The 22,781-nt window shown below is 72.4% G+C and carries 24 protein-coding genes; 14 read left to right on the forward strand and 10 right to left on the reverse strand.

Going from position 1 to position 22,781, the window contains the following annotated elements; all coding sequences use genetic code 11:
• Nucleotides 1-76 precede the first annotated feature (76 nt).
• The 3 genes from AB0O29_RS03775 to AB0O29_RS03785 all read right to left on the reverse strand — a co-directional run bounded on the left by AB0O29_RS03775 (nucleotide 77) and on the right by AB0O29_RS03785 (nucleotide 3,785).
• Nucleotides 77-1,864 carry a DUF2637 domain-containing protein gene (locus tag AB0O29_RS03775; protein ID WP_365145549.1) on the reverse strand — a complete coding sequence of 596 codons (1,788 nt, stop codon included), beginning with the start codon at nucleotides 1,862-1,864 and terminating at the stop codon, nucleotides 77-79.
• A 76-nt stretch (nucleotides 1,865-1,940) separates the two neighbouring features.
• Nucleotides 1,941-2,744 carry a DUF3558 family protein gene (locus AB0O29_RS03780; protein ID WP_365145551.1) on the reverse strand — a complete coding sequence of 268 codons (804 nt, stop codon included), beginning with the start codon at nucleotides 2,742-2,744 and terminating at the stop codon, nucleotides 1,941-1,943.
• Nucleotides 2,745-2,900: 156 nt separating this feature from the next.
• Nucleotides 2,901-3,785 (reverse strand): DUF3558 domain-containing protein, encoded by an 885-nt coding sequence (locus tag AB0O29_RS03785; RefSeq protein ID WP_365145795.1) that lies wholly within the window; start codon nucleotides 3,783-3,785, stop codon nucleotides 2,901-2,903.
• 189 nt (nucleotides 3,786-3,974) lie between these two features.
• Here AB0O29_RS03785 and AB0O29_RS03790 point away from each other — a divergent pair, with 189 nt between their 5' ends.
• The gene (locus AB0O29_RS03790; protein WP_365145554.1) at nucleotides 3,975-5,168 is read left to right on the forward strand and encodes an RtcB family protein; all 1,194 of its coding nucleotides are present in this window, start codon (nucleotides 3,975-3,977) and stop codon (nucleotides 5,166-5,168) included.
• Nucleotides 5,169-5,228: 60 nt separating this feature from the next.
• On the opposite strand, the gene AB0O29_RS03795 is transcribed toward AB0O29_RS03790, so the two are convergent.
• Nucleotides 5,229-5,735: a Uma2 family endonuclease gene (locus AB0O29_RS03795; RefSeq protein WP_365145557.1), complete on the reverse strand. Its 507-nt coding sequence runs from the start codon at nucleotides 5,733-5,735 to the stop codon at nucleotides 5,229-5,231.
• Between the two features lie 336 nt (nucleotides 5,736-6,071).
• On the opposite strand from AB0O29_RS03795, the gene AB0O29_RS03800 reads away from it, so the two are divergent.
• Nucleotides 6,072-6,644 (forward strand): polysaccharide deacetylase family protein, encoded by a 573-nt coding sequence (locus tag AB0O29_RS03800; protein WP_365145560.1) that lies wholly within the window; start codon nucleotides 6,072-6,074, stop codon nucleotides 6,642-6,644.
• Between the two features lie 52 nt (nucleotides 6,645-6,696).
• Here AB0O29_RS03800 and AB0O29_RS03805 read toward each other — a convergent pair whose 3' ends face one another.
• Complete coding sequence (locus tag AB0O29_RS03805; protein ID WP_365145563.1) at nucleotides 6,697-7,464, reverse strand: SDR family oxidoreductase; 768 nt, start codon at nucleotides 7,462-7,464, stop codon at nucleotides 6,697-6,699.
• A gap of 269 nt (nucleotides 7,465-7,733) precedes the next feature.
• On the opposite strand from AB0O29_RS03805, the gene AB0O29_RS03810 reads away from it, so the two are divergent.
• A complete protein-coding gene (locus AB0O29_RS03810) occupies nucleotides 7,734-8,171 on the forward strand; it encodes a hypothetical protein (RefSeq protein ID WP_365145566.1) in 438 nt (145 codons plus the stop codon).
• 188 nt (nucleotides 8,172-8,359) lie between these two features.
• Here AB0O29_RS03810 and AB0O29_RS03815 read toward each other — a convergent pair whose 3' ends face one another.
• On the reverse strand, nucleotides 8,360-9,097 hold the full coding sequence (locus AB0O29_RS03815; protein WP_365145569.1) for a Mut7-C RNAse domain-containing protein: 738 nt from the start codon (nucleotides 9,095-9,097) through the stop codon (nucleotides 8,360-8,362).
• A 41-nt stretch (nucleotides 9,098-9,138) separates the two neighbouring features.
• Complete coding sequence (locus tag AB0O29_RS03820; protein ID WP_365145572.1) at nucleotides 9,139-9,546, reverse strand: helix-turn-helix domain-containing protein; 408 nt, start codon at nucleotides 9,544-9,546, stop codon at nucleotides 9,139-9,141.
• A 137-nt stretch (nucleotides 9,547-9,683) separates the two neighbouring features.
• On the opposite strand from AB0O29_RS03820, the gene AB0O29_RS03825 reads away from it, so the two are divergent.
• Complete coding sequence (locus AB0O29_RS03825; protein WP_365145798.1) at nucleotides 9,684-10,583, forward strand: NADP-dependent oxidoreductase; 900 nt, start codon at nucleotides 9,684-9,686, stop codon at nucleotides 10,581-10,583.
• A gap of 173 nt (nucleotides 10,584-10,756) precedes the next feature.
• Here AB0O29_RS03825 and AB0O29_RS03830 read toward each other — a convergent pair whose 3' ends face one another.
• Nucleotides 10,757-11,194, reverse strand: coding sequence for a hypothetical protein (locus AB0O29_RS03830; RefSeq protein WP_344151394.1), 438 nt, complete (start codon nucleotides 11,192-11,194; stop codon nucleotides 10,757-10,759).
• An 817-nt stretch (nucleotides 11,195-12,011) separates the two neighbouring features.
• On the opposite strand from AB0O29_RS03830, the gene hemL reads away from it, so the two are divergent.
• The 7 genes from hemL (at nucleotide 12,012) to AB0O29_RS03865 (ending at nucleotide 18,830) form a co-directional block, all read left to right on the forward strand.
• The gene (hemL, locus tag AB0O29_RS03835; protein ID WP_365145575.1) at nucleotides 12,012-13,334 is read left to right on the forward strand and encodes a glutamate-1-semialdehyde 2,1-aminomutase; all 1,323 of its coding nucleotides are present in this window, start codon (nucleotides 12,012-12,014) and stop codon (nucleotides 13,332-13,334) included.
• Nucleotides 13,331-14,005, forward strand: coding sequence for a histidine phosphatase family protein (locus tag AB0O29_RS03840; RefSeq protein WP_365145578.1), 675 nt, complete (start codon nucleotides 13,331-13,333; stop codon nucleotides 14,003-14,005). The genes hemL and AB0O29_RS03840 overlap by 4 nt, the downstream gene beginning before the upstream one ends.
• 100 nt (nucleotides 14,006-14,105) lie before the next feature.
• Nucleotides 14,106-14,735 (forward strand): TlpA disulfide reductase family protein, encoded by a 630-nt coding sequence (locus AB0O29_RS03845; protein ID WP_365145581.1) that lies wholly within the window; start codon nucleotides 14,106-14,108, stop codon nucleotides 14,733-14,735.
• A 4-nt stretch (nucleotides 14,736-14,739) separates the two neighbouring features.
• Nucleotides 14,740-15,516 carry a cytochrome c biogenesis protein CcdA gene (locus AB0O29_RS03850; protein ID WP_365145584.1) on the forward strand — a complete coding sequence of 259 codons (777 nt, stop codon included), beginning with the start codon at nucleotides 14,740-14,742 and terminating at the stop codon, nucleotides 15,514-15,516.
• Between the two features lie 14 nt (nucleotides 15,517-15,530).
• A complete protein-coding gene (locus AB0O29_RS03855) occupies nucleotides 15,531-17,231 on the forward strand; it encodes a cytochrome c biogenesis protein ResB (protein ID WP_365145587.1) in 1,701 nt (566 codons plus the stop codon).
• Entirely contained in the window at nucleotides 17,228-18,313 is a 1,086-nt protein-coding gene (gene ccsB / locus AB0O29_RS03860) for a c-type cytochrome biogenesis protein CcsB (protein WP_365145590.1), read from the forward strand. Before AB0O29_RS03855 ends, ccsB begins: the two co-directional genes overlap by 4 nt.
• A gap of 25 nt (nucleotides 18,314-18,338) precedes the next feature.
• Nucleotides 18,339-18,830, forward strand: coding sequence for an SRPBCC domain-containing protein (locus AB0O29_RS03865; protein WP_365145593.1), 492 nt, complete (start codon nucleotides 18,339-18,341; stop codon nucleotides 18,828-18,830).
• Between the two features lie 32 nt (nucleotides 18,831-18,862).
• Here AB0O29_RS03865 and AB0O29_RS03870 read toward each other — a convergent pair whose 3' ends face one another.
• Complete coding sequence (locus AB0O29_RS03870) at nucleotides 18,863-19,195, reverse strand: PLD nuclease N-terminal domain-containing protein (RefSeq protein WP_365145596.1); 333 nt, start codon at nucleotides 19,193-19,195, stop codon at nucleotides 18,863-18,865.
• Between the two features lie 90 nt (nucleotides 19,196-19,285).
• On the opposite strand from AB0O29_RS03870, the gene AB0O29_RS03875 reads away from it, so the two are divergent.
• Genes AB0O29_RS03875 through mqnP form a run of 3 tightly spaced genes read left to right on the forward strand, consistent with a single transcriptional unit; the run spans nucleotide 19,286 to nucleotide 22,127 of the window.
• Nucleotides 19,286-20,743: a menaquinone biosynthesis decarboxylase gene (locus AB0O29_RS03875; protein WP_365145599.1), complete on the forward strand. Its 1,458-nt coding sequence runs from the start codon at nucleotides 19,286-19,288 to the stop codon at nucleotides 20,741-20,743.
• Nucleotides 20,740-21,210: a hypothetical protein gene (locus tag AB0O29_RS03880; RefSeq protein WP_365145602.1), complete on the forward strand. Its 471-nt coding sequence runs from the start codon at nucleotides 20,740-20,742 to the stop codon at nucleotides 21,208-21,210. The genes AB0O29_RS03875 and AB0O29_RS03880 overlap by 4 nt, the downstream gene beginning before the upstream one ends.
• Nucleotides 21,207-22,127 carry a menaquinone biosynthesis prenyltransferase MqnP gene (gene mqnP / locus AB0O29_RS03885; RefSeq protein ID WP_365145605.1) on the forward strand — a complete coding sequence of 307 codons (921 nt, stop codon included), beginning with the start codon at nucleotides 21,207-21,209 and terminating at the stop codon, nucleotides 22,125-22,127. The genes AB0O29_RS03880 and mqnP overlap by 4 nt, the downstream gene beginning before the upstream one ends.
• Here the strand turns inward: mqnP and AB0O29_RS03890 are convergent.
• On the reverse strand, nucleotides 22,124-22,729 hold the full coding sequence (locus AB0O29_RS03890) for a rhomboid family intramembrane serine protease (RefSeq protein WP_365145608.1): 606 nt from the start codon (nucleotides 22,727-22,729) through the stop codon (nucleotides 22,124-22,126). The genes mqnP and AB0O29_RS03890 overlap by 4 nt on opposite strands.
• Nucleotides 22,730-22,781: the final 52 nt, after the last annotated feature.

Below are 22,781 nucleotides of genomic sequence, written 5' to 3' on the forward strand. Positions count from 1 at the left end.
CGGCTCCGGCCAGTCGCGGCCGGGCGAAGGTGGCCAGACCGCGTTCCCTCGGCATGGCCTGGCCTGGCCGGCCGGATCAGGAGATGAACTTGTTCTCCAGGTGGCGCTGGTAGCGCTGCTTCAGCGCCGGCAGCATGGCGTCGATGACCGAGACGCTGTCCGGGCGGGACAACCCGTAGCTCGCGGTGAGTTCCTGGTCCAGCTGCTGGGCGGTCGGGTGGGCTCGGTTCGCCTCCACGTGGGCGTGGTAGGCCTCGTACGCCGCTTCCTCGAACTTCTCCTGGTCGAGGGCGTCGTGCGCCTCGTCGGCGTCGGCGTCGGCGTCGGCGTCGGCCGCCTGGGGCGGCTGGGGCGCGTCGGGCGTGCCGGGCGCCTCCGGGTGGTCGGCGTGGGGAGCCTCGGCGTACTGCCGGTCGTAGCCGCCCTCGTACTCCGCCTGCGGGGCCCTCGGCCCGGCGAACCAGGCGCTGTCGTGGGCGGCGGGCATGGCCTCGGGGGCCACCGCGAAGGGCGCCGGAGCGTGCGCGAGCCGCGCCTGCGCCTGCCGCGCGGCGGCCCGGTCCAGCCCCTCCCACTGCTCGGGCACCTCGGCCTGGGCGTCGTACCCGTCGGAGTGCGCGTTCGCCGCCTGGGCAGGCACGGCCACGGGGGCACCCGCCGGCCCGCCGGCCCCCTCGGGACCCGCACCGCCGGCCGGACCGGCCACGGCACCGGCCGCGCCCGCCGCGCCTGCGGCGAGGGCCGGACCGGCCGTGGCGGCCTGACCGGCGTCTGCGGCAAGCGCCGACCCCGCCGCTGCCGCTTGGCCCGCCGGGAAGGCGGGACCGTTGCCGACGCCCGCCGCACCCGCGATGCCCGGCTGACCGGCCGCTGCGGCCTGGCCGGCGGGGAGGGCGGGGCCGGTACCGGCCCCCGTGCCCGCGACGCCGGCCGCGTCTGCGGCAAGCGCCGACCCCGCCGCTGCCGTCTGGGCCGCCGGGAGGCCGTTGCCGACGCCCGCACCCGGGACGCCCGCCTCAAGCGCCTGACCGGCCGGGACGGCCTGACCCGCGAGGCCCGCCGCGCCCGCGGCGAACGCCGCACCCGCCTGGCCCGCCGCGAGGGCGGGGCCGGCCGGGACGGTCTGGCCCGCCGCGAGGGCCGGACCCGCCATGACCGCCGGAGGCAACAGCACCGGGTCGATGCCCGCCGCCGCCAGCCCCTCCGGGGCCGTCCGCGACAGGGGGACGCCGATCCGGGCCAGCCGCAGCGGCATCAGGGCCTCCACCGGCGCCTTGCGCCGCCACGCCCGGCCGAACCGGGCCTGGAGCCGCGCCTGGTAGATCAGCCGGTCCTGCTCCATCCCGACCGCCTGCTCGTACGAGCGCAGCTCCCACAGCTTCATCCGGCGCCACAGCTTGAACGTCGGAAAGGGGGAGAGCAGCCAGCGGGTGATCCGCACGCCCTCCATGTGCCGGTCCGCGGTGATGTCCGCGATCCGGCCGACGGCGTGCCGCGCCGCCTCCACCGTGACCACGAACAGCACCGGGATCACCGCGTGCATGCCCACGCCCAGCGGATCCGGCCAGGCCGCCGCGCCGTTGAACGCGATCGTCGCCGCCGTCAGCAGCCAGGCCGTCTGCCGCAGCAGGGGGAACGGGATCCGGATCCAGGTCAGCAGCAGGTCCAGCGCGAGCAGCACGCAGATGCCCGCGTCGATCCCGATCGGGAACACCAGCGAGAAGCTGCCGAAGCCTTTCTTCAGCGCCAGCGCCCGGACCGCGGCGTACGAGCCCGCGAAACCGATACCCGCGATGACGACGGCTCCGGCGACCACGACACCGACGAGAATCCGGTGCGTACGAGTCAGCTGCATCGCGGCCACTCGCGATCCCTCCCCTTGCAGAGCTACAGGCAGGCACAGCGTACGGGTGACCCTGTGTCACCCGCTCCGTAGGCCCCTACTGCTTGGGCGAGGCCGAAGCCGACGGGGCGGCGGAGCCCGACGGGGACTCGGAGCCGGAAGGCGCCTGGTCGTTGCCGCCGTTGGCGACCGAGGTCACGACCTCCTTGGCCGCGGCGATCGCGTCCTGGAGCATCTTGCCCTGGTCGGGAGCGCCGGCGCCCTCGTAGGCGGCACCGTTGAAGTCGAGCGTGATCACGACGTTCTGGGTGCGGGCGACGACGGTCGTGTTGAAGAAGTCGACGTCCTTCTTGATCCCGTAGATCACGGACGTGCCCTGGTCGCCGACCCCGTCGGCCTGCTCGGCCTTGACGTCGTGCGCGTCCTTGGTGGTCTTCGCCAGCTCGATCTGCTTGTTGTACTGCTCCTCCGCGCGCTTGTTGCCGCTGCCGAGGGAGGCGTGCGAGTCGTAGCGCACCAGGGACACGGAGAGCCACCGGTACTGCGAGCCCTTCGTGCCGTCCGTGTCCAGGCCGTTCCAGGAGCAGCTGGCGCGGTTGGCGAGGTCGTTCGACTTGGCGGCCGTACCGTTCTTGTCCTTCGCGTCGTGGACGAGGGACTCGATGGTCTTGGCGGGCACCGCCTTGCAGGGGTCCGGCAGCTTCGCGAACGCCACCTTCTCCAGCTCGGTCGAGCCCTTCGCGCTCGGCTTGGCGGACGAGGAGGACGACGAGGACTTCTTGCCGGAGTCCGAGCCGGAGGAGGACTTCCCCGAGTCGGAGGAGCAGCCGGCGACGGTGAGGATCACCGGGACGGCTGCGCAGGCGAGAACGCGGGTGAGGCGCGAGGCTGATCGGTGCATGGTTCCTTCAGACGTTGGGGACATCTCGGTGCTTCGGGGTCGTGCTCGGGGTCGTGCTCCAGGGGTGTGGGACCCCCGCAACGGTAGCCCGACCCGGCGTCCGGCTGCTGTGCGCGCCGTCACGCGGGCCGTGCGCGCCCCCCTGGGGCGGCGCGCTCACTCGCTGAACCGCTCCGCGAGGGCCTCGGCCAACTGGCGCGCCTTGTCCTGCGTTTCCCCGGCGGGCGGGACCTTGCCCGGGGCGGTGGGCTGGACGCTGTACTCGACCGTGACGATGACGTTCGAGGTGCGGAACACGATCCGCACCGTGCGGGCCTGCGCGGCGGTGGCGCCGGCCGCGCTCAGCTTGTCGTCGAGGAACCCCTCGCTCCCCAGCCCCTCCAGCACGCGCGAGCCCAGCTCGGGGGAGCCGGTGGGGGAGGGGGAGGGGGAAGCCGGGACGGGGGCGACGGACGGCGGGGCCTCGGGCGCGCCGGGGGCGGGACTCGTACCGGTGCTCGGAGCGGTGCTCGGAGCGCCGCTCGGAGCCGTGCCGGTGCCGGGGGTGGGGCCGGGGCTGGTGGCCGGTCCGGGGAAGGGCAGGTGGGCGTCCGTCAGCCGGCGCACGTACACCTGCCGGGCCTTCTCGTCGTCGCTCGCGGCGGCGCGGTCGTAGGAGACGACCCGCTCGAAGGTGACCGACAGCAGCAGGTTCGCCTCGGGGGTCTGCGCGTTCCAGCGGCAGCCGACGTGCCGGTCGGCGTCGTAGGAGGGCTCGGCGGTCCCGGCGTAGAGCTGTTCGCGCTGCTCGGTGGTGAGGGAGTCGGTGGCCGGGAGCATGGCCCGCAGCCGCTTGCCGTCGACGGCCTTGCAGGGCTGCGGGAGGCTGCGGTACTTGCCGGGCTGGGCCGGGGCGGCGGTTCCGCCGCCGTTCTTCTGGTCGCTGCTGATCCCGATCCCGCTGCCGCCGGTGCACGCGGTCGCGCCGGCCGCGAGCACGGTGAGCATCGCGATGCCCGGCAGGATTCGGCGACGGCGTACGCGCGTGCGCTCCAGGTCCATCGGCTTCACTCGCTCCTCTGGCTTCCTTGGCGTCCTCGGGAAAATCCGTTGCCGCGAGTTGGGCACGGATGGACACAATGTCTATCGCACACGCTGGTGCCGGCGCCGGTTCCCTGTCTGGTTTGGGGGTATGAGCGCGGCTTTTCGCGTACTCCTACCTTTCTTATGTTTTCGGGGGATTGTTCTGTTATGTCGTATGTAGAGGTGCCCGGGGCGAAAGTCCCGATCAGGATGTGGACGGATCCCGCGTCGGTCGAGGACAGCGCGATGCGGCAGTTGCAGAACACCGCCGGGCTCCCGTGGATCAAGGGCCTGGCCGTGATGCCGGACGTCCACTACGGCAAGGGCGCGACGGTCGGCTCGGTGATCGCGATGAAGGACGCGGTGTGCCCGGCGGCGGTGGGGGTGGACATCGGCTGCGGCATGTCGGCGGTGAAGACCTCCCTCACGGCGAACGACCTCCCGGGGGACCTGTCGAAGCTGAGGTCGCGCATCGAGCAGGCGATTCCCGTGGGGGCGGGGATGCACAGGGAGGCGGTGGATCCGGGGAGGCTGTACGGGTTCTCGGAGACGGGGTACGCGGACCTCTGGCAGCGCTTCGACTACATCGCCGATGAGGTCAAGTTCCGTCAGGACCGTGCGGTCAGGCAGGTCGGAACGCTCGGATCCGGGAACCACTTCATCGAGTTCTGTCTCGATGAGTCGGGCTCGGTCTGGCTGATGCTGCACTCCGGCTCCCGCGGCATCGGCAACGAGCTCGCCGCGCACCACATCGGGGTGGCCCGAGGTCTGGCCCACAACCAGAACCTGGTCGACCGGGACCTGGCCGTCTTCCTCGCCGCGACCCCGGAGATGGAGGCGTACCGCAACGACCTCTTCTGGGCGCAGGAGTATGCCAAGTACAACCGTGCCGCGATGATGAGCCTGTTCAAGGAGGTCATCCGGAAGGAGTTCCGCAAGGCGAAGGTCTCCTTCGAGCAGGAGATCAGCTGCCACCACAACTACGTGGCGGAGGAGCGGTACGACGGCATGGACCTGCTGGTCACCCGCAAGGGCGCGATCCGCGCCGGCAGTGGCGAGTACGGGATCATCCCGGGCTCGATGGGTACGGGCTCGTACATCGTGAAGGGCCTCGGGAACGAGAAGTCCTTCAACTCCGCCTCGCACGGCGCGGGCCGCAAGATGAGCCGCACGGCGGCGAAGAAGCGGTTCTCCGCGCGGGACCTGGCGGAGCAGACCCGGGGCGTGGAGTGCCGCAAGGACTCGGGCGTCGTGGACGAGATCCCGGGCGCCTACAAGTCGATCGAGCAGGTCATCGACCAGCAGACGGACCTGGTGAAGGTCGTGGCGAAGCTGAAGCAGGTCATCTGCGTCAAGGGCTGACGGGGGTGCGCGGGGGCCCGGACCGACTGCGGTCCGGTCCCCTTCGCGTGCGCGCGGCCCTTACTCGCCGTCGAGGAGGAGGTCCACCGGGAGGTCCAGGGTCACGCCGACGTGCTCCGGGACGGTGACGGAGGTGCCCCGCTTGTGGGACGTTCGCATGCGGTAGGTGCCGTTGCGCGGGTCACGGCAGACGACGACCTCGTCGTGGCGGCGGTCGGCGATGATGTAGAAGGGCACGTCGGCCTTCGCGTAGGAGTCGACCTTGGAGCCGAGGTCATCTGACCAGTTCGAGGAGGTCACCTCGACGATGAGGCGGAACACCTCGGGCGAGTAGCAGTTGTTCCGGCCCTTGAAGTCCAGGAAGTCCTTGCTGACGAGCGCGAAGTCCGGGATGGCGTAGTCGTCGGGTCCGGTGGGCAGCCAGATGCCGATTCCCTGAAGGAACTCCAGTCCCGCTTTCATCGCCCCGGCCTCGTGAAAGGCCACGGTGAGCCTGCTCAGTGTGCGGGCGTGACGCCCGTCGGCGGGTGGTGGTGTCACGGTGAGCCTCCCCTGGAGAATCTCCACTCGGTGCCTGGGAAGCTCCCTGGAGAGTCGACCGGCGGCTTCCGCGATCGTGGTCTCGTGCTGCATCACGGCCATAGCTTCCTCCCTTTCGTGGCTCACGCTTTCGGAGCGTAGCGGTGCCCGCCGACGATTCGTGTGGATTCACCCGGACGGGCCCTTCGGGCTTGTGCGGGGTGCAACTTCCACTTGTGGCGCGGGGGTTGACGGTCGGAGTTGGTCTAGACCAGGGTGTGCGGCATGTGGAGAACTCGTGTGTTCCTCGCCGCTCTCGCGGCGTTGTCGCTGGGGGTCGGGGGCGCTGGGGCGGCTCAGGCCGCCGTGGGGTTGCCGCCCGTCGTGGCGCATGTGCCGACCTCGGAGAAGGTCGTGTTCATCACCATCGACGACGGGTGGACGCATGACGCCGAAGCCGCGCGCGTGCTCGTGGAGAAGCGGGTGCCCGCGTCCCTGTTCCTGTTGCCCGGGGCCACCGCCTATGACACCGGGTACTTCACCGATCTCGTCGACGGGGGCCGGGTCACGGTGGAGAACCACACCGTCAACCATCCCGACCTGACCACGCTGGACGCGGCCGGCAAGGACGCCGAGGTGTGCGGGGCCGGGGAGCGGCTGGCGGAGACGTTCGGGAAGACGCCCAAGCTGCTGCGGCCGCCCTACGGGGCGGTCAACGACGACGTGCGGCTCGCGGCCAAGGCCTGCGGGGTGAAGGCGCTCGTCACCTGGACGTACGACTTCACCACCTGGAGCCAGACGCCCCCGACCCCGCAGCTGAAGGCCGGGGACATCGTGCTGCTGCACTTCACGCCGACGCTGGCGGCGGACCTGGACCGGGCGCTGGGCGCGGCACGGGCCGCGGGGCTCAAGCCCGCGCCCCTGATGCCGCACCTGAAGGCGGCCGGGCTGGTCTAGCCGGGCCGGTCCGACCGGGTCCGGTTGACCGGGCCCGGTCCGCCGGGGCGGGCTACAGCTCGCGGTGGACCTTCGTGTTCGAGGCCTGGGCGCGGGGGCGGACCACGAGGAGGTCGATGTTGACGTGGCTGGGGCGGGTCACCGCCCAGGTGATGGTGTCGGCCACGTCGTCGGCGGAGAGGGGGTGCGCGACGCCCGCGTACACCTTCTCCGCCTTCTCCGCGTCGCCGCGGAAGCGGGTGGTGGCGAACTCCTCGGTCTTGACCATGCCGGGGGCGATCTCGATGACGCGGACCGGCTGGCCGACGATCTCCAGGCGGAGGGTCTCGGCGAGGACGCGGGCGCCGTTCTTGGCGGCGACGTAGCCCGCACCGCCCTCGTAGGTGGCGTGGCCGGCCGTGGAGGAGAGGACGACGACCGTGCCGTCGCCGCTCTCGGTGAGGGCGGGCAGGAGCGCCTGGGTGACGTTGAGCGTGCCGATGACGTTGACCTCGTACATCGTGCGCCAGTCGGCCGGGTCGCCGGTGGCGACGGGCTCGGCGCCGATGGCGCCGCCGGCGTTGTTGACGAGTACGTCGCAGCGGGTCAGGGAGGCGGCGAAGGCGTCCACGGCGGGGCGGTCGGTGACGTCGAGGGCGTGGGCGGTGGCCTCGTGCCCGGCGGCGGTGAGCTCGGCGGCGAGGGCCTCGATGCGGTCCTTGCGGCGGGCGGTGAGGACGACGTGGTAGCCGGCGGCGGCGAGCTGACGGGCGGTGGCCGCGCCGATTCCGCTGCTCGCGCCGGTGACTACGGCGGTTCGGGTGGCCGTGCGCGTGCTCATGGGCGGGGCTCCTCGTTCGGTCGCGATGTGCGGTCGCGGGGCCGGGCGCGGTGTGGGGCGCCGGGCGTGCTCGGTCGTTCGTACGGGTGCCGTGCGAACGCTCGCCAGCATAGGCCGGGGCGCTGACGGGGCGCGTGCGGGAGCGGTGGCGAATGGGGGGTGGGCTCGCCCTCGTTCGTGTGATGGTCCGATCGGCCGTTCGTCGGGGTGGTTACCGTCCGCGCGAGGAGGTGGTGGCGGTGCGCCGTGGTGCCGTGCGGAGTGTGGTGGTGGCGGGCTTGCTGGTGCTGGCCGGGGCGGGGCCCGCGGGTGCGTGGGCCGGGCCGGAGGCGGACGTGGCCTACCACGGGCGGGTGTCCCTGGTGAAGGGGCGGCTGAAGGTGTGGATGGTGCCGCAGAACGAGGGGCCGTCGGGGCTGGCGAACGCGACGGTCCGGGTGCGGCTGTCGGCGGACCTGGCGGACGCGCAGGAGCTGGCGGCGGGGTGCGCGCGGGCGGGGGCGCGCGAGGTGGTGTGCGAGACGGGGCCGCTGCCGGAGCACGGGCGGGGCCGGCACATCGGGCTGGTACTGGCGCTGCGGGAGCGGCCGGCGGAGGTGGCGGTGCGGATCGACACCTGGTGGAACGGTGGGGCGGCCGACCGCAACCACGGCAACGACGAGCACGTGGTGCTGGCGCTGGACACCGGGGACGCCTACGCGTTCTGAGCGGCGGCGTCCCGGGTGGTGTTCCCGGCGGCGGCTCCGGTGCCGTCCCCGGCGGTGTCCCGGCGGCGTCCCCAGTGCGGTCCCCGGCGGTGTCCGTAGTGCGGCCCCCGGCAGAGGCCCCGGCGGTGTCCCCAGTGCGGTCCCCGGCAGGCTCCCCGGCAGGGGCCCCGGCAGGGGTTCCGGCGGTGTCAGACGGTTGCGCCGTCGCCGAATTCGGCCAGGGCCTCGTCGACGATCCGCTCCAGGCGGGAGTGGTGGGCGCCGCGCCAGTAGACGCGCTCGCAGTCGGCGCACTGGGCGAAGACGTCGTACGAGCGCTGCGTGCCGTGCTCCAGCCGGTCGCCGACGCTGTCCTTGTCGGCCTCCCGGAGGGGGCCGTTGCAGGCGGTGCAGCGGGTCCAGGGGGCGAGGGCGGGGGCGAACCGGCCGAGGACGTCGCGGAGTTGGTCGTCGGGGTTGTCGCTGTAGACGTAGGCGCCGGCGAAGAGCTCGCGGCGGCGCAGCAGGCCCCGGTCGCGGGAGAGCAGGACGCGGCTCTCGGCGGCGGAGCGGGTGGCGAGGGCGGGGTCGCCCGGGTCCTCGTTGTCGTAGGCGGCGTCGACGCCGAGCAGGCGCAGGCGGCGGGCGAGGGTGCCGAGGTGGACGTCGAGGAGGAAGCGCAGCGGGGCGCCGGGCACCCGCTGGGGCCGGTCGACGCCGAACACCTCGACGGACTGCCCGGCCCTGGGCACGTACGAGACGGGCACCTCCTGGCCGTCGGCGAGGAGCCGGCCGACCTCGGTGAGGGGGACGCCCGCGGATTCGACGACGTGGCCGAGGCTGGAGGCGCCGTCGGTGGCGGTCGGTACGCGGTCGACGCGCCGGCTGGGCGGGGCGAAGAGGCGCAGTTCAGGGGCGAGGGTGAGCTCAATGCCGGGACCGTTCACGGTCCCAGCATGCCATCGGGGCCGGGGGCGGCGCGGCTGAATTATCGACCTTCGTCGTAGGCGAGGCGGTGGGCGCTGACCTCGTCGAAGTGGTTCTCCGCCCAGCGCTTGACGGAGGACAGGAGGCCGCCGAGGCTGCCGCCGAGTTCGGTGAGGCGGTAGTCGACGCGGACGGGGACGGTGGCGGTGACGGAGCGGGTGACGATGCCGTCGCGTTCGAGGGAGCGCAGGGTCTGGGTGAGCATCTTCTGGCTGACGCCGGGGATCCTGCGGCCGAGTTCGCTGTAGCGCAGGGAGCCCTGTTCGGCCTCGCCGAGGGCGCTGAGGACGAGGCCGACCCACTTGTCGCTGATGCGGGCCAGGAGCTGGGAGGTGGGGCAGTCCTTGACGAAGGCGTCGTAGGCGGCGCGGGCGTCCTCGCGGCGGGCGGCGGCGGTCTGGGTGGCCATGGGTGCCCACTTCCGGGTCGGGTACGCACTCCGAAGTGCGTACTTACGAAAAGAGAGTACCTCTCCGTAGGTTAGTGGTCATCGGAACGGACGGACGAACGAGTGAACGGGGAGAGACGATGACGGGGATCCAGACCATGCGGGCCGTGCTGGTGGACGGCTTCGGCGGGCCGGAGCAGGTGCGGGTGGCCGAGGTGGAGGTACCGCGCCCGGCGGCCGGGCAGGTACGGGTACGGGTGCGGGCCGCCGGGGTGAACCCGGTGGACGGGGCGGTGCGCGCGGGCGTCTTCGGCGGGGCCGGGCAGCGGATCGGGCTCGGCTGGGACGTGGCGGGGGAGATCGACGAGGTCGGGCCGGGGGTGGCGGAGTGGACCCCGGGCCGCCGGGTGGTCGGGCTGCACTACGGCGCGGTCAAGCCGCTCGGCACGCACGCCGAGTACGCGGTGCTCGACGCCTCCGCGGTGGCGGCGGCGCCCGAGTCGGTCGACGCGGCCGCCGCCGCCGTGCTCCCGCTGAGCGGGCTGACGGCCGCGCGGGCGCTGGACCTGCTGGGGCTGGCCGCGGGCGACTCGGTGCTGATCACCGGCGCGGCCGGGTCGGTCGGCGGGATCGCGGTCCAGCTGGCCGCGCGGGCCGGGCTGACGGTGACGGCGCTGGCGGGGGAGGGCGACGAGGAGCTCGTACGGTCCCTGGGCGCGAAGGAGTTCGTACCGCGCGGGTCGGCGCCGGCGGAGCCGGTCGACGGGGTGCTCGACGCGGCGGTGCTGGGGGCGGCCGCGCTGGGATTCGTCCGGGACGGCGGGGCGTACGTGGGGCTGATCCCGGGGGCGGCGCCGGCCGCGGAGCGGGGGGTGCGGGTGGTCGAGCAGGAGGTGGCGGCGGACGGGGTCCGTCTCGGGGAGCTGGCCGCGCTGGTGGACGCGGGTGAGCTGACGCTGCGGGTCGGGCGGACGTTCGGCCTCGCGGAGGCGGCCGAGGCGCATGCGGTGCTTGCCGCGGGGGGTGGCCGGGGGCGCGTGGTCCTCACGGTCGGCTGACCGGGGCCGGCGGGGCCGGGGGTGGGGGTGGCCGCTGCGCGGAGCCGTCTCCCCGCCCCGCCCTTCCACCGTTCCCCGGGGCTCTGCCCCGGACCCCGCGCCTCAAACTCCCCCAGCTACCGCTGGGAGGTGCCCCCTGGCGGGGCTATAGGGGCTATGGGCGGCCGGCCCCGTCACGGCCAGACGAGGCAGTACGCCTGGTGGCCGTTCTCGTGGAGGCGGTGGGAGAAGTCCTGCCACTCGTGGAGCAGCTGGTAGACGTTGAAGGCGTCCCGGGGCCCGCCGCGGTCGGGGACCGTCGACCAGATGAAGGCGGCCGCGCCGACCGACTCCTCGCCCACCCCGCGCAGCGGGTCGACCACCGTCATCGGCAGCTTGACGACCGCGTAGTCCGGGTGCAGGACGACCAGTTCCAGCGGCGGCACCTTGTGCAGCGGTATGCCCTCGATGCCGGTCAGGACCATCGCGGCCATGGTCTCCGGCTTGATCTTGGTGAACATGCCGCCCATGCCGAGCTCGTCGCCGCCCAGCTCCTCCGGGCGCATGGTCACCGGTACCCGCGCGGCCGTCGCGCCGTCGGGCGCGCCGAAGTACTTGTAGGTCACGCCCATGCCGCGGCCGCCCTTGGGGGTGCCGTCCGGGTCCTCGGCGTCGGGGGAGCCAGCGGCGCCGGCGGTGCGCTCGGGGCGGCCCCGGCCGTCCTTGCGCGACCGGCCCTCCGGGCGCTCGGCCCCGTCCCGGCGGTGAGGCGCGCCGTCGCGCCGGTCCGGCCGCTCCGTGCCGTCCGGGTCCGACCCGCCCGCAGGCCCCGTCACGTCCCGCCGCTCCGACCCGCCGGCCCGCTGCGCACCGTCCCGCCGGTCCGTGCCGCCCGTGCGCTCCGGCCCGCCCAGGTGCTCCGCGCCACCCGTGCGCTCAGGCCCACCCGCGCGGTGCACGCCGTCGCGCCGGTCCGTGCCGCCGAGGCGCTCCGGTCCGCCGAGCCGGTCCGTGCCGCCGGTGCGCTCAGGCCCGCCCGCGCGGTGCACGCCGTCGCGCCGGTCCGCGCCACCCGTGCGCTCCGGCCCGCCGAGGCGCTCCGCGCCACCCGGCCGCTCCGCTGCGCCCGGCCGCTCCGCGGCGTCCCGGTCGGGTGGGGTGTCGTGGTGGTGGTCCGGGTCCTCCGGGGTGTGGCCGGGGTTGGCGGCCTCCGCGGCTTCCGCGGTGCGGCGGTGCTTGCCTCGGCGGCGGGCCTCGCGGGCGCGCTGCGGGTCCAGGCCGTCCGTACCCTCGCCCGGTCCACCACCGCGTTGCATATCTCCACCCGACTGGTATTGCCTGCCCCGGCTTCGCGGCCCCCGCCACGCAGCCTGATCATCATGGCAGTGACCTCCCCCGAGGCGGCGCGGTGAAACGCCCCTCCGCAAGTCTGTCGCGGCCTCTGAGACCATGGCTGGTGTGAGCTACCCGTACCCGTATGAAGCCCCAGTTTCGCAGACGCTCTTCGAGCGCGCGTCCCTCGTGACCCCCGGCGGCGTGAACTCTCCCGTCCGCGCCTTCCGTGCCGTGGGCGGTACGCCCCGGTTCATGGTGTCCGGTACCGGTCCCTATCTGACCGATGCCGACGGGCGTGAGTACGTCGACCTGGTCTGCTCGTGGGGACCGATGATCCTCGGCCACTCCCACCCCGAGGTGATCGAGGCCGTCCAGGCCGCGGTCGCCCGCGGCACCTCCTTCGGCACGCCCGGCGAGGGCGAGGTCGCGCTCGCCGAGGAGATCGTCGCCCGTATCGAGCCCGTCGAGCAGGTGCGCCTGGTGTCCTCCGGCACCGAGGCGACCATGTCGGCGATCCGGCTGGCCCGCGGCTTCACCGGTCGCGCCAAGGTCGTCAAGTTCGCCGGCTGCTACCACGGTCACGTCGACGCGCTGCTGGCCGCCGCCGGTTCCGGCCTGGCCACCTTCGCCCTGCCCGACACCCCCGGTGTGACGGGCGCGCAGGCCGGGGACACGATCGTGCTCCCCTACAACGACCTCGACGCGGTGCGGGCGGCCTTCGCCGCGCACCCCGGTGAGATCGCCTGTGTGATCACCGAGGCCGCCCCCGGCAACATGGGCGTGGTCACCCCCCTGGAGGGCTTCAACCAGGGTCTCGCCGACGTCTGCCGCGAGAACGGCGCCCTGTACATCTCCGACGAGGTGATGACCGGATTCCGCACCTCGCGGGCCGGCTGGTACGGGGTCGACGGCGTCAAGCCCGACCTGATGACCTTCGGCAAGGTCATGGGCGGCGGCTTCCCGGCGGCGGCGTTCGGCGGCCGCGCCGACGTCATGGGCCACCTGGCCCCGGCCGGTCCGGTCTACCAGGCGGGCACGCTCTCCGGTAACCCGGTCGCCACCGCCGCCGGCCTCGCGCAGCTGCGGCTGCTGGACGACGCGGCGTACGCGAAGGTCGACGCGGTGTCGAAGGAGATCCAGGGCCTGGTGACGGGCGCGCTGGCCAAGGAGGGCGTGGCGCACCGGCTGCAGACGGCCTCCAACATGTTCTCCGTCTTCTTCACCCCGGACGAGGTCCGCGACTACGACGACGCGAAGAAGCAGGAGGGCTTCCGCTTCAACGCGTTCTTCCACTCGATGCTGTCGCAGGGCGTCTACCTGCCGCCGTCGGCGTTCGAGTCCTGGTTCGTGTCCACCGCCCACGACGAGCGCGCGATCGAGCGCGTCGCGGCCGCGCTGCCCGCCGCCGCCCGAGCCGCCGCGGAGGCGACCGCATGAGCGACATCACCGTCGTCCACGTGATGCGGCACGGCGAGGTCCACAACCCCGACGGGGTCCTGTACGGGCGCCGGGCCGGCTACCACCTGTCCGAGCTGGGCCGGCAGATGGCCGACCGGGTCGCCGAGCACCTCCAGGACCGGGACGTCACCTACGTGGTGGCCTCCCCGCTGGAGCGCGCGCAGGAGACGGCCGCGCCGGTCGCGAAGACGCACGGCCTGGAGCTGGCCACCGACGGGCGGCTGATCGAGGCGGGCAACGTCTTCGAGGGCAAGACCTTCGGCGTCGGTGACGGGGCGCTGCGCAAGCCCGGGAACTGGAAGCACCTGACGAACCCGTTCAAGCCCTCGTGGGGCGAGCCGTACGTCGAGCAGGTCGTGCGGATGATGAGCGCGATCGAGGCGGCGCGGGACGCGGCGCGCGGGCACGAGGCGGTGGCGGTCAGCCACCAGCTGCCGATCTGGATCGTGCGGAGCTTCGCGGAGAAGCGGCGGCTGTGGCACGACCCGCGGCGCCGGCAGTGCACGCTGGCCTCGCTGACGTCGTTCACCTACCAGGACGACAAGCTGGTGTCGGTGGGCTACAGCGAGCCGGCGCGTGACCTGGTCCCGGCGCACCTCCTGGCGGGCGCCAAGCCGGTCAAGGGCAAGTCGAAGGCCTTCGGGGCGTAGTGGCTGGTCGGGGGTCCGGGGCGGTGTCCCGGGCCCTGGCGCCCCGCAGGGCGGCGGGGGGTGCCGAAGATCGGCAAATCGCTCATGCGAAACTTTTCACATGAGCCTTAGCCGCGCCACCCGCCGCAGCCGCTCGACCAGCGGCCGCGCCATCCTGCTGACCGCAGTGACCCTCGCGAGCGCCCTGACCCTGACGGCGTGCGGCGACAGCGGCGGCAAGTCGGGCGGGTCCGCCGGCGGCAACTACGTGACGGGTCCCAGCGGTATCTCCACCGTCGCCAAGGGCGGGCGGACCGACGCCCCCAAGCTCGACGGCGCGACCGTCGACGGCAAGACGCTGGACACCACCGCCCTCAAGGGCAAGGTCGTCGTCCTCAACGTGTGGGGCTCCTGGTGCCCGCCCTGCCGGGCCGAGGCCCCCTACTTCGCGAAGGTGTCCAAGGAGCTGGGCGACGCCGGCAAGGACGTCGCGTTCGTCGGGATCAACACCCGCGACAACAGCACGGAGAACGCCGCCGCCTTCGAGCAGAACTTCGGGATCACCTACCCGAGCCTGTACGACCCGGACGGAAAGCTGATCCTGCGCTTCCCCAAGGGCACCCTGAACCCCTCGGCGATCCCCTCCACCGTCGTCCTCGACAAGGAGGGCAAGATCGCGGCCCGTACGCTGGCCGCGGTCAACGAGGAGCAGCTGCGCTCGATGATCGACCCGCTCCTCGCGGAGCAGTGACCTCGTGGTCGAGCACCTCCTCGCCGCCGAGGCGACCGGCGTGAACACCACCGTGCTGACGGGCGGGCTGCTGGTCGCGCTGCCGATCGCCCTGTTCGCCGGGCTGATCTCCTTCTTCTCCCCCTGCGTCCTGCCGCTGGTCCCCGGCTACCTGTCGTACGTGACCGGCGTCAGCGGCGCCGACCTCGCGGAGGCGCGCCGGGGCCGGATGGTGGCGGGCGCGGGTCTGTTCGTCCTCGGGTTCACCGCGGTCTTCGTCTCCACCGGCGCGCTCTTCGGCCAGTTCGGCCAGGTCTTCCAGGGCGAGAACAAGGAGATCATCACCCGGGTCATGGGCGGCCTGGTGATCCTGCTTGGCCTCTTCTTCATGGGCTGGATCCCGGGCCTGACGATGCGCGAGTTCCGCTTCCACAAGAAGCCGACGGCGGGTCTGCTCGGGGCTCCCGTGCTCGGCGTCCTCTTCGGCATCGGCTGGACCCCCTGCATGGGGCCGACCCTCGCGGCCGTCGGGACCCTCTCCATCAACGAGGCCACCGCCGGCCGGGGCGCCCTGCTGACCGCCGTGTACTGCCTCGGCCTCGGGGTGCCGTTCATCCTCGCGGCCGTCGCCTTCCGCAAGGCGCTGGGCGCGTTCGGATGGGTGAAGAAGCACTACGCGTGGGTGATGCGCATCGGTGGCGGCATGCTGATCGTGACCGGTCTGCTGCTCGTCACAGGAATGTGGTTCAGCATCGTCAATGAGATGCAGAGCTGGACCAACCGGTTCACGGTGGGGATCTGAGGGACTACAGGCACATGAGTACGACCGACAAGGCGCCCGCCGAGGCGCCGAACGAGGACGAGGCCGCCCGCGCGCAGCTGTCCACGGCCCCCGTCGAGGAGAGCTCGGCCGCCCCCGTCGGCATCGGGGTGATCGGCTGGGCCCGCTGGTTCTGGCGCCAGCTCACCTCCATGCGGGTGGCGCTGATCCTGCTGTTCCTGCTCTCCCTCGGCTCCATCCCCGGCTCCCTCATCCCGCAGACCCAGGTCGACGCGATGAAGGTCGCGGAGTGGAAGAAGACCCATGAGTTCTGGGTGCCGCTCGCCGAGAAGCTCCAGCTCTTCGACGTGTACAGCTCGGTGTGGTTCTCCGCGATCTACATCCTGCTGTTCGTCTCGCTGATCGGCTGCATCGTCCCGCGCACCTGGCAGTTCGTCGGCCAGCTCACCGGCCGCCCGCCGGGGGCGCCGCGCCGCCTGGACCGGCTGCCGGCCTACACGACCTGGCGCACGGACAAGGCCCCGGAGGAGGTCCTCGCCTCCGCGAAGGGCCTGCTGGGCGGGCGCCGCTTCCGCACCGAGGCCGCCGGCAGCGCCGTCGCCGCCGAGAAGGGCTACCTGCGCGAGGCCGGGAACCTGGCCTTCCACATCGCCCTGATCGTGATGCTCGTGGCCTTCGCCTGCGGGCAGCTGTTCAAGTCCGAGGGCGGCAAGCTCGTCCTGCGCGGCAAGGGCTTCTCGAACACGCTCACCCAGTACGACGACTTCAAGTCCGGCAGCCTCTTCTCCGCCGACGACCTGGTGCCGTTCTCGTTCACCCTGGACAAGTTCGACGCCAGCTACGAGAAGGCCGGCCCGCAGAAGGGCACCGCCCGCGACTTCAAGGCGTACGTCACCTACAGCGAGGGCGCCGAGGGCTCGCCGAAGAAGGCCGAGATCGAGGTCAACAAGCCGCTGGAGATCGACGGCTCGAAGATCTACCTGCTGGGCCACGGCTACGCCCCGGTCATCTCGGTGACCGACCCGACCGGCAAGGTCGTCTACCGGGACGCCGTCCCGATGCTGCCCTTCGACGCCAACCTCAGCTCCTCGGGCGCCGTGAAGGTCCCGGACGGCTACCGCAACAAGAACGGCGACAAGGAGCAGCTGGGCTTCAACGCCATGTTCGTGCCGACGTTCGCGGGCGCGGGCAAGGGCACGATGCTCTCCCAGTTCCCGGACCTGAACTTCCCGGTCCTCGCCCTCAGCGCCTACCACGGCAGCCTCGGCGTGGACTCGGGTCTGCCGCAGAACGTGTACCAGCTGAACACCTCCAAGATGCAGGAGTTCAAGGACCCCGAGGGGCAGCTGTTCAAGCAGCGGCTGCTGCCCGGGGAGACGATGACCCTCCCGGACGGCGCCGGCACGGTGAAGTTCGAGGGCATCGAGCGCTGGGCCACCTTCTCCGTCACCCACCAGCCCGCCTCCGGGCTGGCCCTCGGGGGCGCGGTGATCGCCATCGGCGGTCTGGCCGCCTCCCTGTTCATCCAGCGCCGCCGGGTCTGGGTCCGCGCGGTGCGCGGAGAGGACGGCGTGACCGTCGTCGAGATGGCGGGCCTGGGCCGCAGTGAGTCCGCGAAGCTCCCCGAGGAGCTCTCGGCGCTCTCCGCCGCCCTCTACGAGACGGCGCCGAGCCCGGCACAGACCGGGCCGGCGGAAGCCGACACCACAACAGAAGAAGAAGGGGAGCGCGCATGACGCTGCTCGCGGCGGCGACGAACGAGAGCCTCGCCGATCTCAGCAACAAGCTGGTCTACGCGTCGATGGCGGTCTACATGCTCGCCTTCTTCGCGCACATCACCGAATGGGTCTTCGGCGGCCGCAGCAAGGTCGGCCGTACGGCCGCCGCGCTGACCCCGGCCGCCGCGGCCGCCTCGGGGCCCGCCGTCCAGGTGCGGACCCAGGGCGGCGGCACGGCCGTCCTCGACAAGCCGAAGGTGGTCACCCGCTCGGCGTCCGGCGTCCGTGACGTCCCGGACGGCCCCGGCGCGGCCGGCGGCACCGAGAAGGGCGACCTGTACGGGCGGATCGCGGTCTCGCTGACCGTCCTCGGCTTCCTCATCGAGGCCTCCGGCGTGGTCTCCCGCGCCCTGTCGGTGGAGCGTGCCCCCTGGGGCAACATGTACGAGTTCAACCTGACGTTCTCCACGGTCGCCGTCGGCGCCTACCTGGCGCTGCTGGCGCTGAAGAAGAACGTCCGCTGGCTCGGCCTGATCCTGGTGACCTCCGTCCTGCTGGACCTGGGCATCGCCACCACCTGGCTGTACACCGCCAGTGACCAGCTGGTCCCGGCCCTGCACTCGTACTGGCTGTGGATCCACGTCTCCACCGCCATCTTCTGCGGCGCGGTCTTCTACATCGGCGCGGCCGGCGCGGTCCTCTACCTCTTCCGCGACAGTTACGAGAGCCACCTGGAGGCCGGGAAGACCCCGGGCCGCTTCCGCACCTCGGTGCTGGAGCGGATGCCGTCGGCGGCCACCCTCGACAAGTTCTCGTACCGGATCAACGCGGCCGTCTTCCCGCTGTGGACGTTCACCATCGTCGCGGGCGCGATCTGGGCCGGCGACGCCTGGGGCCGCTACTGGGGCTGGGACCCCAAGGAGGTCTGGTCGTTCGTGACGTGGGTGGCGTACGCCTGCTACCTGCACGCGCGCGCCACCGCCGGCTGGAAGGGCCGCAAGGCCGCCTACCTGGCGCTCTTCGCCTTCGCCTGCTGGATCTGGAACTACTACGGCGTGAACATCCTGCTCAGCGGCAAGCACTCCTACGCGGGCGTCTGACGCCGGACGGTGCGACGCTGGTGGTATGTCTGCCGTGAGCCATGCCACCAGCGAGCCGCGCGGCCCCGGCCGCTGGCTGCTCCGCTTCGAGCTGCACGTCCCCTACGCCTACGAGGCCCTGTGGCCGGTCCTGACCACGGGTGACGGGCTGTGGACCTGGCTGGCGGAGGCCCGCGTCCTCGAACGCCGCCTCGGCGGGGCCGTCACCCTGCACTGGCCCGACTCGGGCGCCACCGAGTCCGGGGAGATCACGGCCTGGGACACCGAGCGGGTCGTGGAGTACACCCTCTCCGGGCAGGGCCGGATCCGCTTCCACCTGGAGCCCGTCGGCACCGACTCGACGGTGATCCGCTTCCTGGACGAGCGCGGCGGCGACGACGCCGAGCGGCTCGACGCCCTGGCCGGCTGGCACGACCACTTCGAACTGCTGGAGGCCGCCCTCTCCGGGCACCCGGCGCACTGGCCCTCCTGGACCGGCACCCGCCGCGCGGAGCTGCGGGCCGCGTACGCGGCCTAGCCCTGGCCGTCCTCGTCCTTAGTCCTTAGTCCTTAGTCCTTGTCCTTGTCCTTCTTCTTGTCCCCGTCCTCGTCCTCGTCCTTGCGCAGCGAGCGCAGGAACTCCGGATTGTCGTCGGGCGCCACCCACTGCGTACGGCGCGCCCGGCCGCCCCCGCCGAATCCGCCGCCCGCGCCGCCGGCGGCCGTCCGCTTCTTGCCCGCGAGGAGCCACACCGCCGGGCCGACGATCGAGAACAGCAGGATGATCAGCACCCACACCCCCTTCGGGAGGCTCTTGACCTCCTCCTCCGGGGTGTTCAGGCAGTCGATGAAGGCGTAGATGGTCAGCGCGAGGATCAGCAGGAACGGCAGATAGCGCAGCACGGTGTGGGACCGACTCCCGGGCAGTGGCGGCGGGCCCGCACGGGGCCCCGGTGACGCTCCCAGGGTATTCGGTGACGGATACTGGGGCCCATGGCTTACGACGATCTCCGCTCGCTGCTCCGGGCCCTGGAGCGGGAGGGCGACCTCAAGCGCATCAAGGCCGAAGTCGACCCGTACCTCGAGGTCGGGGAGATCGTCGACAGAGTGAACAAGGCGGGCGGCCCCGCGCTGCTCTTCGAGAACGTCCGCGGCTCGGCGATGCCGCTGGCCATGAACGTCTTCGGCACCGACCGCCGCCTCCTGAAGGCCCTCGGCCTCAAGTCGTACGGCGAGATCAGCGAGAAGATCGGCGGCCTCCTCAAGCCCGAGCTGCCGCAGGGCTTCATCGGCGTCCGCGAGGCCTTCGGCAAGCTCGGCTCGATGGTGCACGTGCCGCCGAAGAAGGTGAAGGGCGAGTCAGCGCCCGTCCAGGAGGTCGTCCTCACCGGCGACGACGTGGACCTGGACCTGCTGCCGGCCCTGTTCACCTGGCCGAAGGACGGCGGCGACTTCTTCAACCTGGGCCTGACCCACACCAAGCACCCCGAGACGGGCGTGCGCAACCTCGGGCTCTACCGCCTCCAGCGGCACGACAAGCGCACCATCGGCATGCACTGGCAGATCCACAAGGACAGCCGCAACCACTACGCCGTGGCCGCGGCGCGCGGTGAGCGGCTGCCGGTCGCGATCGCCTTCGGCTGCCCGCCGGCCGTCACCTACGCCTCGACGGCGCCGCTGCCCGGGGACATCGACGAGTACCTGTTCGCCGGGTTCGTCGCGGGCAAGCGGATCGAGATGGTCGACTGCAAGACGGTCCCGCTCCAGGTCCCGGCCAACGCGGAGGTCGTGATCGAGGGCTGGCTGGAGCCCGGCGAGATGCTGCCCGAGGGCCCCTTCGGCGACCACACCGGCTTCTACACCCCGCAGGAGCCGTTCCCCGCGCTGAAGATCGACTGCGTGACGATGCGCAAGCGCCCGCTGCTCCAGTCGATCGTCGTCGGCCGGCCGCCGACGGAGGACGGCCCGCTGGGCCGCGCGACGGAACGCTTCTTCCTGCCGCTGCTGAAGATCATCGTCCCGGACATCGTGGACTACCACCTGCCCGAGTCCGGCGGCTTCCACAACTGCGCGATCGTCTCGATCGACAAGAAGTACCCCAAGCACGCCCAGAAGGTGATGCACGCCATCTGGGGCGCGCACATGATGTCGCTGACCAAGCTGATCATCGTGGTGGACAAGGACTGCGACGTCCACGACCTGCACGAGGTGTCCTGGCGGGCCCTCGGCAACACCGACTACTCCCGCGACCTCACGGTGGTCGAGGGACCGGTGGACCACCTGGACCACGCCTCGTACCAGCAGTTCTGGGGCGGCAAGGCGGGCATCGACGCGACCAAGAAGCTGCCGGAGGAGGGCTACACCCGCGACGGCGGCTGGCCCGACATGGTCGAGTCCGACCCGGCGACGGCGGCCCTGGTGGACCGCCGCTGGAAGGAGTACGGCCTGTGAGCACGGCGATGGGCGGCCCCGCCCTCTTCATCGGCACCGACACCACCTACGTGGCGCTGGTGCGCCCGCGCCTGGACCCGGCCGACCCGGAGGTCCGGGAGGCCGCGGAGCAGGCGGGCGTGAGCCCGGAGGAGTTCGCGGGCCCCGGCACGGTCTGGGCGCTGATGTGGGAGCAGGACGGGGTGGACGGCGGCGGCTTCGAGCTGGCGGGTCTGCGCGACGCCGAGGCCGAGGACTTCGCCGACCGGCTGCTGGCGGAGCTGTCCTTCGAGAGCGGCCCGTTCACCGTCGGGGCGGGCGAGGTGCTGGACCTGCGGGCCCACCCGGCCGGTGAGGGCTGCCGGTTCACGGCCGTCGTCACCCCGCCGGAGGGCGAGGAGCTGGCCCCGGTCACCCTGGAGATCCCGGCGGTGGACGCCGACGCGCTCCGCGCCGACCTCGAAGACTTCCGCAGGAGCCTGGCATGAGCACCGCCGACGGCCTCATCGGCCCCGGACCCGCGCCGCAGGCACCCGGCAAGGTCAAGGCCTTTCTGCGGCTGGTGATGATCGAGCACTCGGTCTTCGCGCTGCCGTTCGCGTACATCGCCGCGCTCACCGCCATGTTCCGGCTGGACGGGCGGATGCACTGGCGGGAGCTGCTGCTGGTCACCGTGTGCATGGTGGGGCTGCGGACCTTCGCTATGGCCGCGAACCGGATCATCGACCGCGAGCTCGACGCCCGCAACCCGCGCACGGCCGGCCGCGAGCTGGTCACCGGCGCGGTGTCGGTGCGGTCGGCGTGGACGGGCGCGGGGATGGCGCTCGTCGTCTTCCTCGGCGCGGCCGCCCTCCTGAACCCGCTGTGCCTGGCGCTGGCGCCGGTCGCGGTGATCCCGATGGTGGTCTACCCGTACGGCAAGCGGTTCACGAACTTCCCGCAGGCCATCCTGGGCCTGGCCCAGGCGATGGGCCCGGTGGGCGCCTGGCTGGCGGTCACGGGGGAGTGGTCCTGGGAGGCCGTCGTCCTCGGTCTGGCGATCGGCTTCTGGATCGGCGGCTTCGACCTGATCTACGCCTGCCAGGACGTGGAGTCGGACCGTGCGGAGGGCGTGAAGTCGGTCCCGGCCCGCTTCGGGATCCCGGGGGCCCTGTGGGGCGCCCGCGCCTGCCACGTCCTCACCACGGCCCTGCTGGCGGCCTACGCGGTCCTGACGGACGGCGGAGCCTTCCTCTGGCTGGGCCTGCTGGTCGTCGCGTCGGCGTTCCTGTACGAGCACACGATCGTGAAGCCGCACGACCTGTCCCGGCTGAACCGGGCGTTCTTCACGGTGAACGGCTTCATCGGGATCGCACTCTTCGTGTGCGCCCTGGCGGACCTGCTGATCCGGGGCCTGGAGCTCTAGGCGGCGCGGGCCGGGCGGCGGTGGCAGAGGGCCGTCGCCACGCCTGCGGCGAGGCCGATGAGGTGGGCGTACCAGGCGACGCCGGAGTCGGTCGGCAGGATGCCGAGGAACATCGACCCGCCCCACCAGGCGGCGACCACGAGCCCCACCGCCACGTTCAGCGGCTTGCGTTCGACGAAGCCCCGGACGACCACGTAGCCGAAGAGGCCGTAGACCAGACCGGAGGCGCCCGCCCCGAGGGTGTTCGGCGGGGCGACGAGCCAGGAGCCGATCCCGTCCGCCAGCATGATCAGGGCGCTGACCGCGAGGAACCGGCGGATGCCGCCGAGGGCGGCGATGAAGCCGAAGACCAGCAGCGGGACGCTGTTGGACGCCACGTGGTCGAAGCCGAAGTGCAGGAACGGGCACGCGACGATTCCGATCAGATGGCCGGTGTCGCGCGGCCTGAGCCCGTACTGGTCGAGCGCGTGCCCCGTCGCGTAGTCGACCGCCTCCAGGGCCCACAGCAGTGCCACCCAGCCCAGCATCAGCTTGGCGGCGGCGAGCGCGCGCTCCCCGCGGCTCCATTCCGGGACGGTCGTGCCCGTCGTGTTCGTACTCATGTGCCATGTCCCCCGGGGCGTGTCGTGCGTCCGGCACACCTTAACGAGTGGC

The organism is Streptomyces sp. NPDC089915 (genome assembly GCF_040684675.1).
Lineage (GTDB): Bacteria > Actinomycetota > Actinomycetes > Streptomycetales > Streptomycetaceae > Streptomyces.

Coding starts and splice junctions, on each gene's coding strand:
- AB0O29_RS03780 (WP_365145551.1), bottom strand. CDS start 2,744: ATGCACCGATCAGCCTCGCGCCTCACCCGCGTTCTCGCCTGCGCAGCC.
- AB0O29_RS03785 (WP_365145795.1), bottom strand. CDS start 3,785: ATGGACCTGGAGCGCACGCGCGTACGCCGTCGCCGAATCCTGCCGGGC.
- AB0O29_RS03790 (WP_365145554.1), top strand. CDS start 3,975: ATGTCGTATGTAGAGGTGCCCGGGGCGAAAGTCCCGATCAGGATGTGG.
- AB0O29_RS03805 (WP_365145563.1), bottom strand. CDS start 7,464: ATGAGCACGCGCACGGCCACCCGAACCGCCGTAGTCACCGGCGCGAGC.
- AB0O29_RS03820 (WP_365145572.1), bottom strand. CDS start 9,546: ATGGCCACCCAGACCGCCGCCGCCCGCCGCGAGGACGCCCGCGCCGCC.
- AB0O29_RS03825 (WP_365145798.1), top strand. CDS start 9,684: ATGCGGGCCGTGCTGGTGGACGGCTTCGGCGGGCCGGAGCAGGTGCGG.
- AB0O29_RS03830 (WP_344151394.1), bottom strand. CDS start 11,194: ATGGGCGTGACCTACAAGTACTTCGGCGCGCCCGACGGCGCGACGGCC.
- hemL (WP_365145575.1), top strand. CDS start 12,012: ATGGCTGGTGTGAGCTACCCGTACCCGTATGAAGCCCCAGTTTCGCAG.
- AB0O29_RS03840 (WP_365145578.1), top strand. CDS start 13,331: ATGAGCGACATCACCGTCGTCCACGTGATGCGGCACGGCGAGGTCCAC.
- AB0O29_RS03845 (WP_365145581.1), top strand. CDS start 14,106: ATGAGCCTTAGCCGCGCCACCCGCCGCAGCCGCTCGACCAGCGGCCGC.
- AB0O29_RS03855 (WP_365145587.1), top strand. CDS start 15,531: ATGAGTACGACCGACAAGGCGCCCGCCGAGGCGCCGAACGAGGACGAG.
- ccsB (WP_365145590.1), top strand. CDS start 17,228: ATGACGCTGCTCGCGGCGGCGACGAACGAGAGCCTCGCCGATCTCAGC.
- AB0O29_RS03865 (WP_365145593.1), top strand. CDS start 18,339: ATGTCTGCCGTGAGCCATGCCACCAGCGAGCCGCGCGGCCCCGGCCGC.
- AB0O29_RS03875 (WP_365145599.1), top strand. CDS start 19,286: ATGGCTTACGACGATCTCCGCTCGCTGCTCCGGGCCCTGGAGCGGGAG.
- mqnP (WP_365145605.1), top strand. CDS start 21,207: ATGAGCACCGCCGACGGCCTCATCGGCCCCGGACCCGCGCCGCAGGCA.
- AB0O29_RS03890 (WP_365145608.1), bottom strand. CDS start 22,729: ATGAGTACGAACACGACGGGCACGACCGTCCCGGAATGGAGCCGCGGG.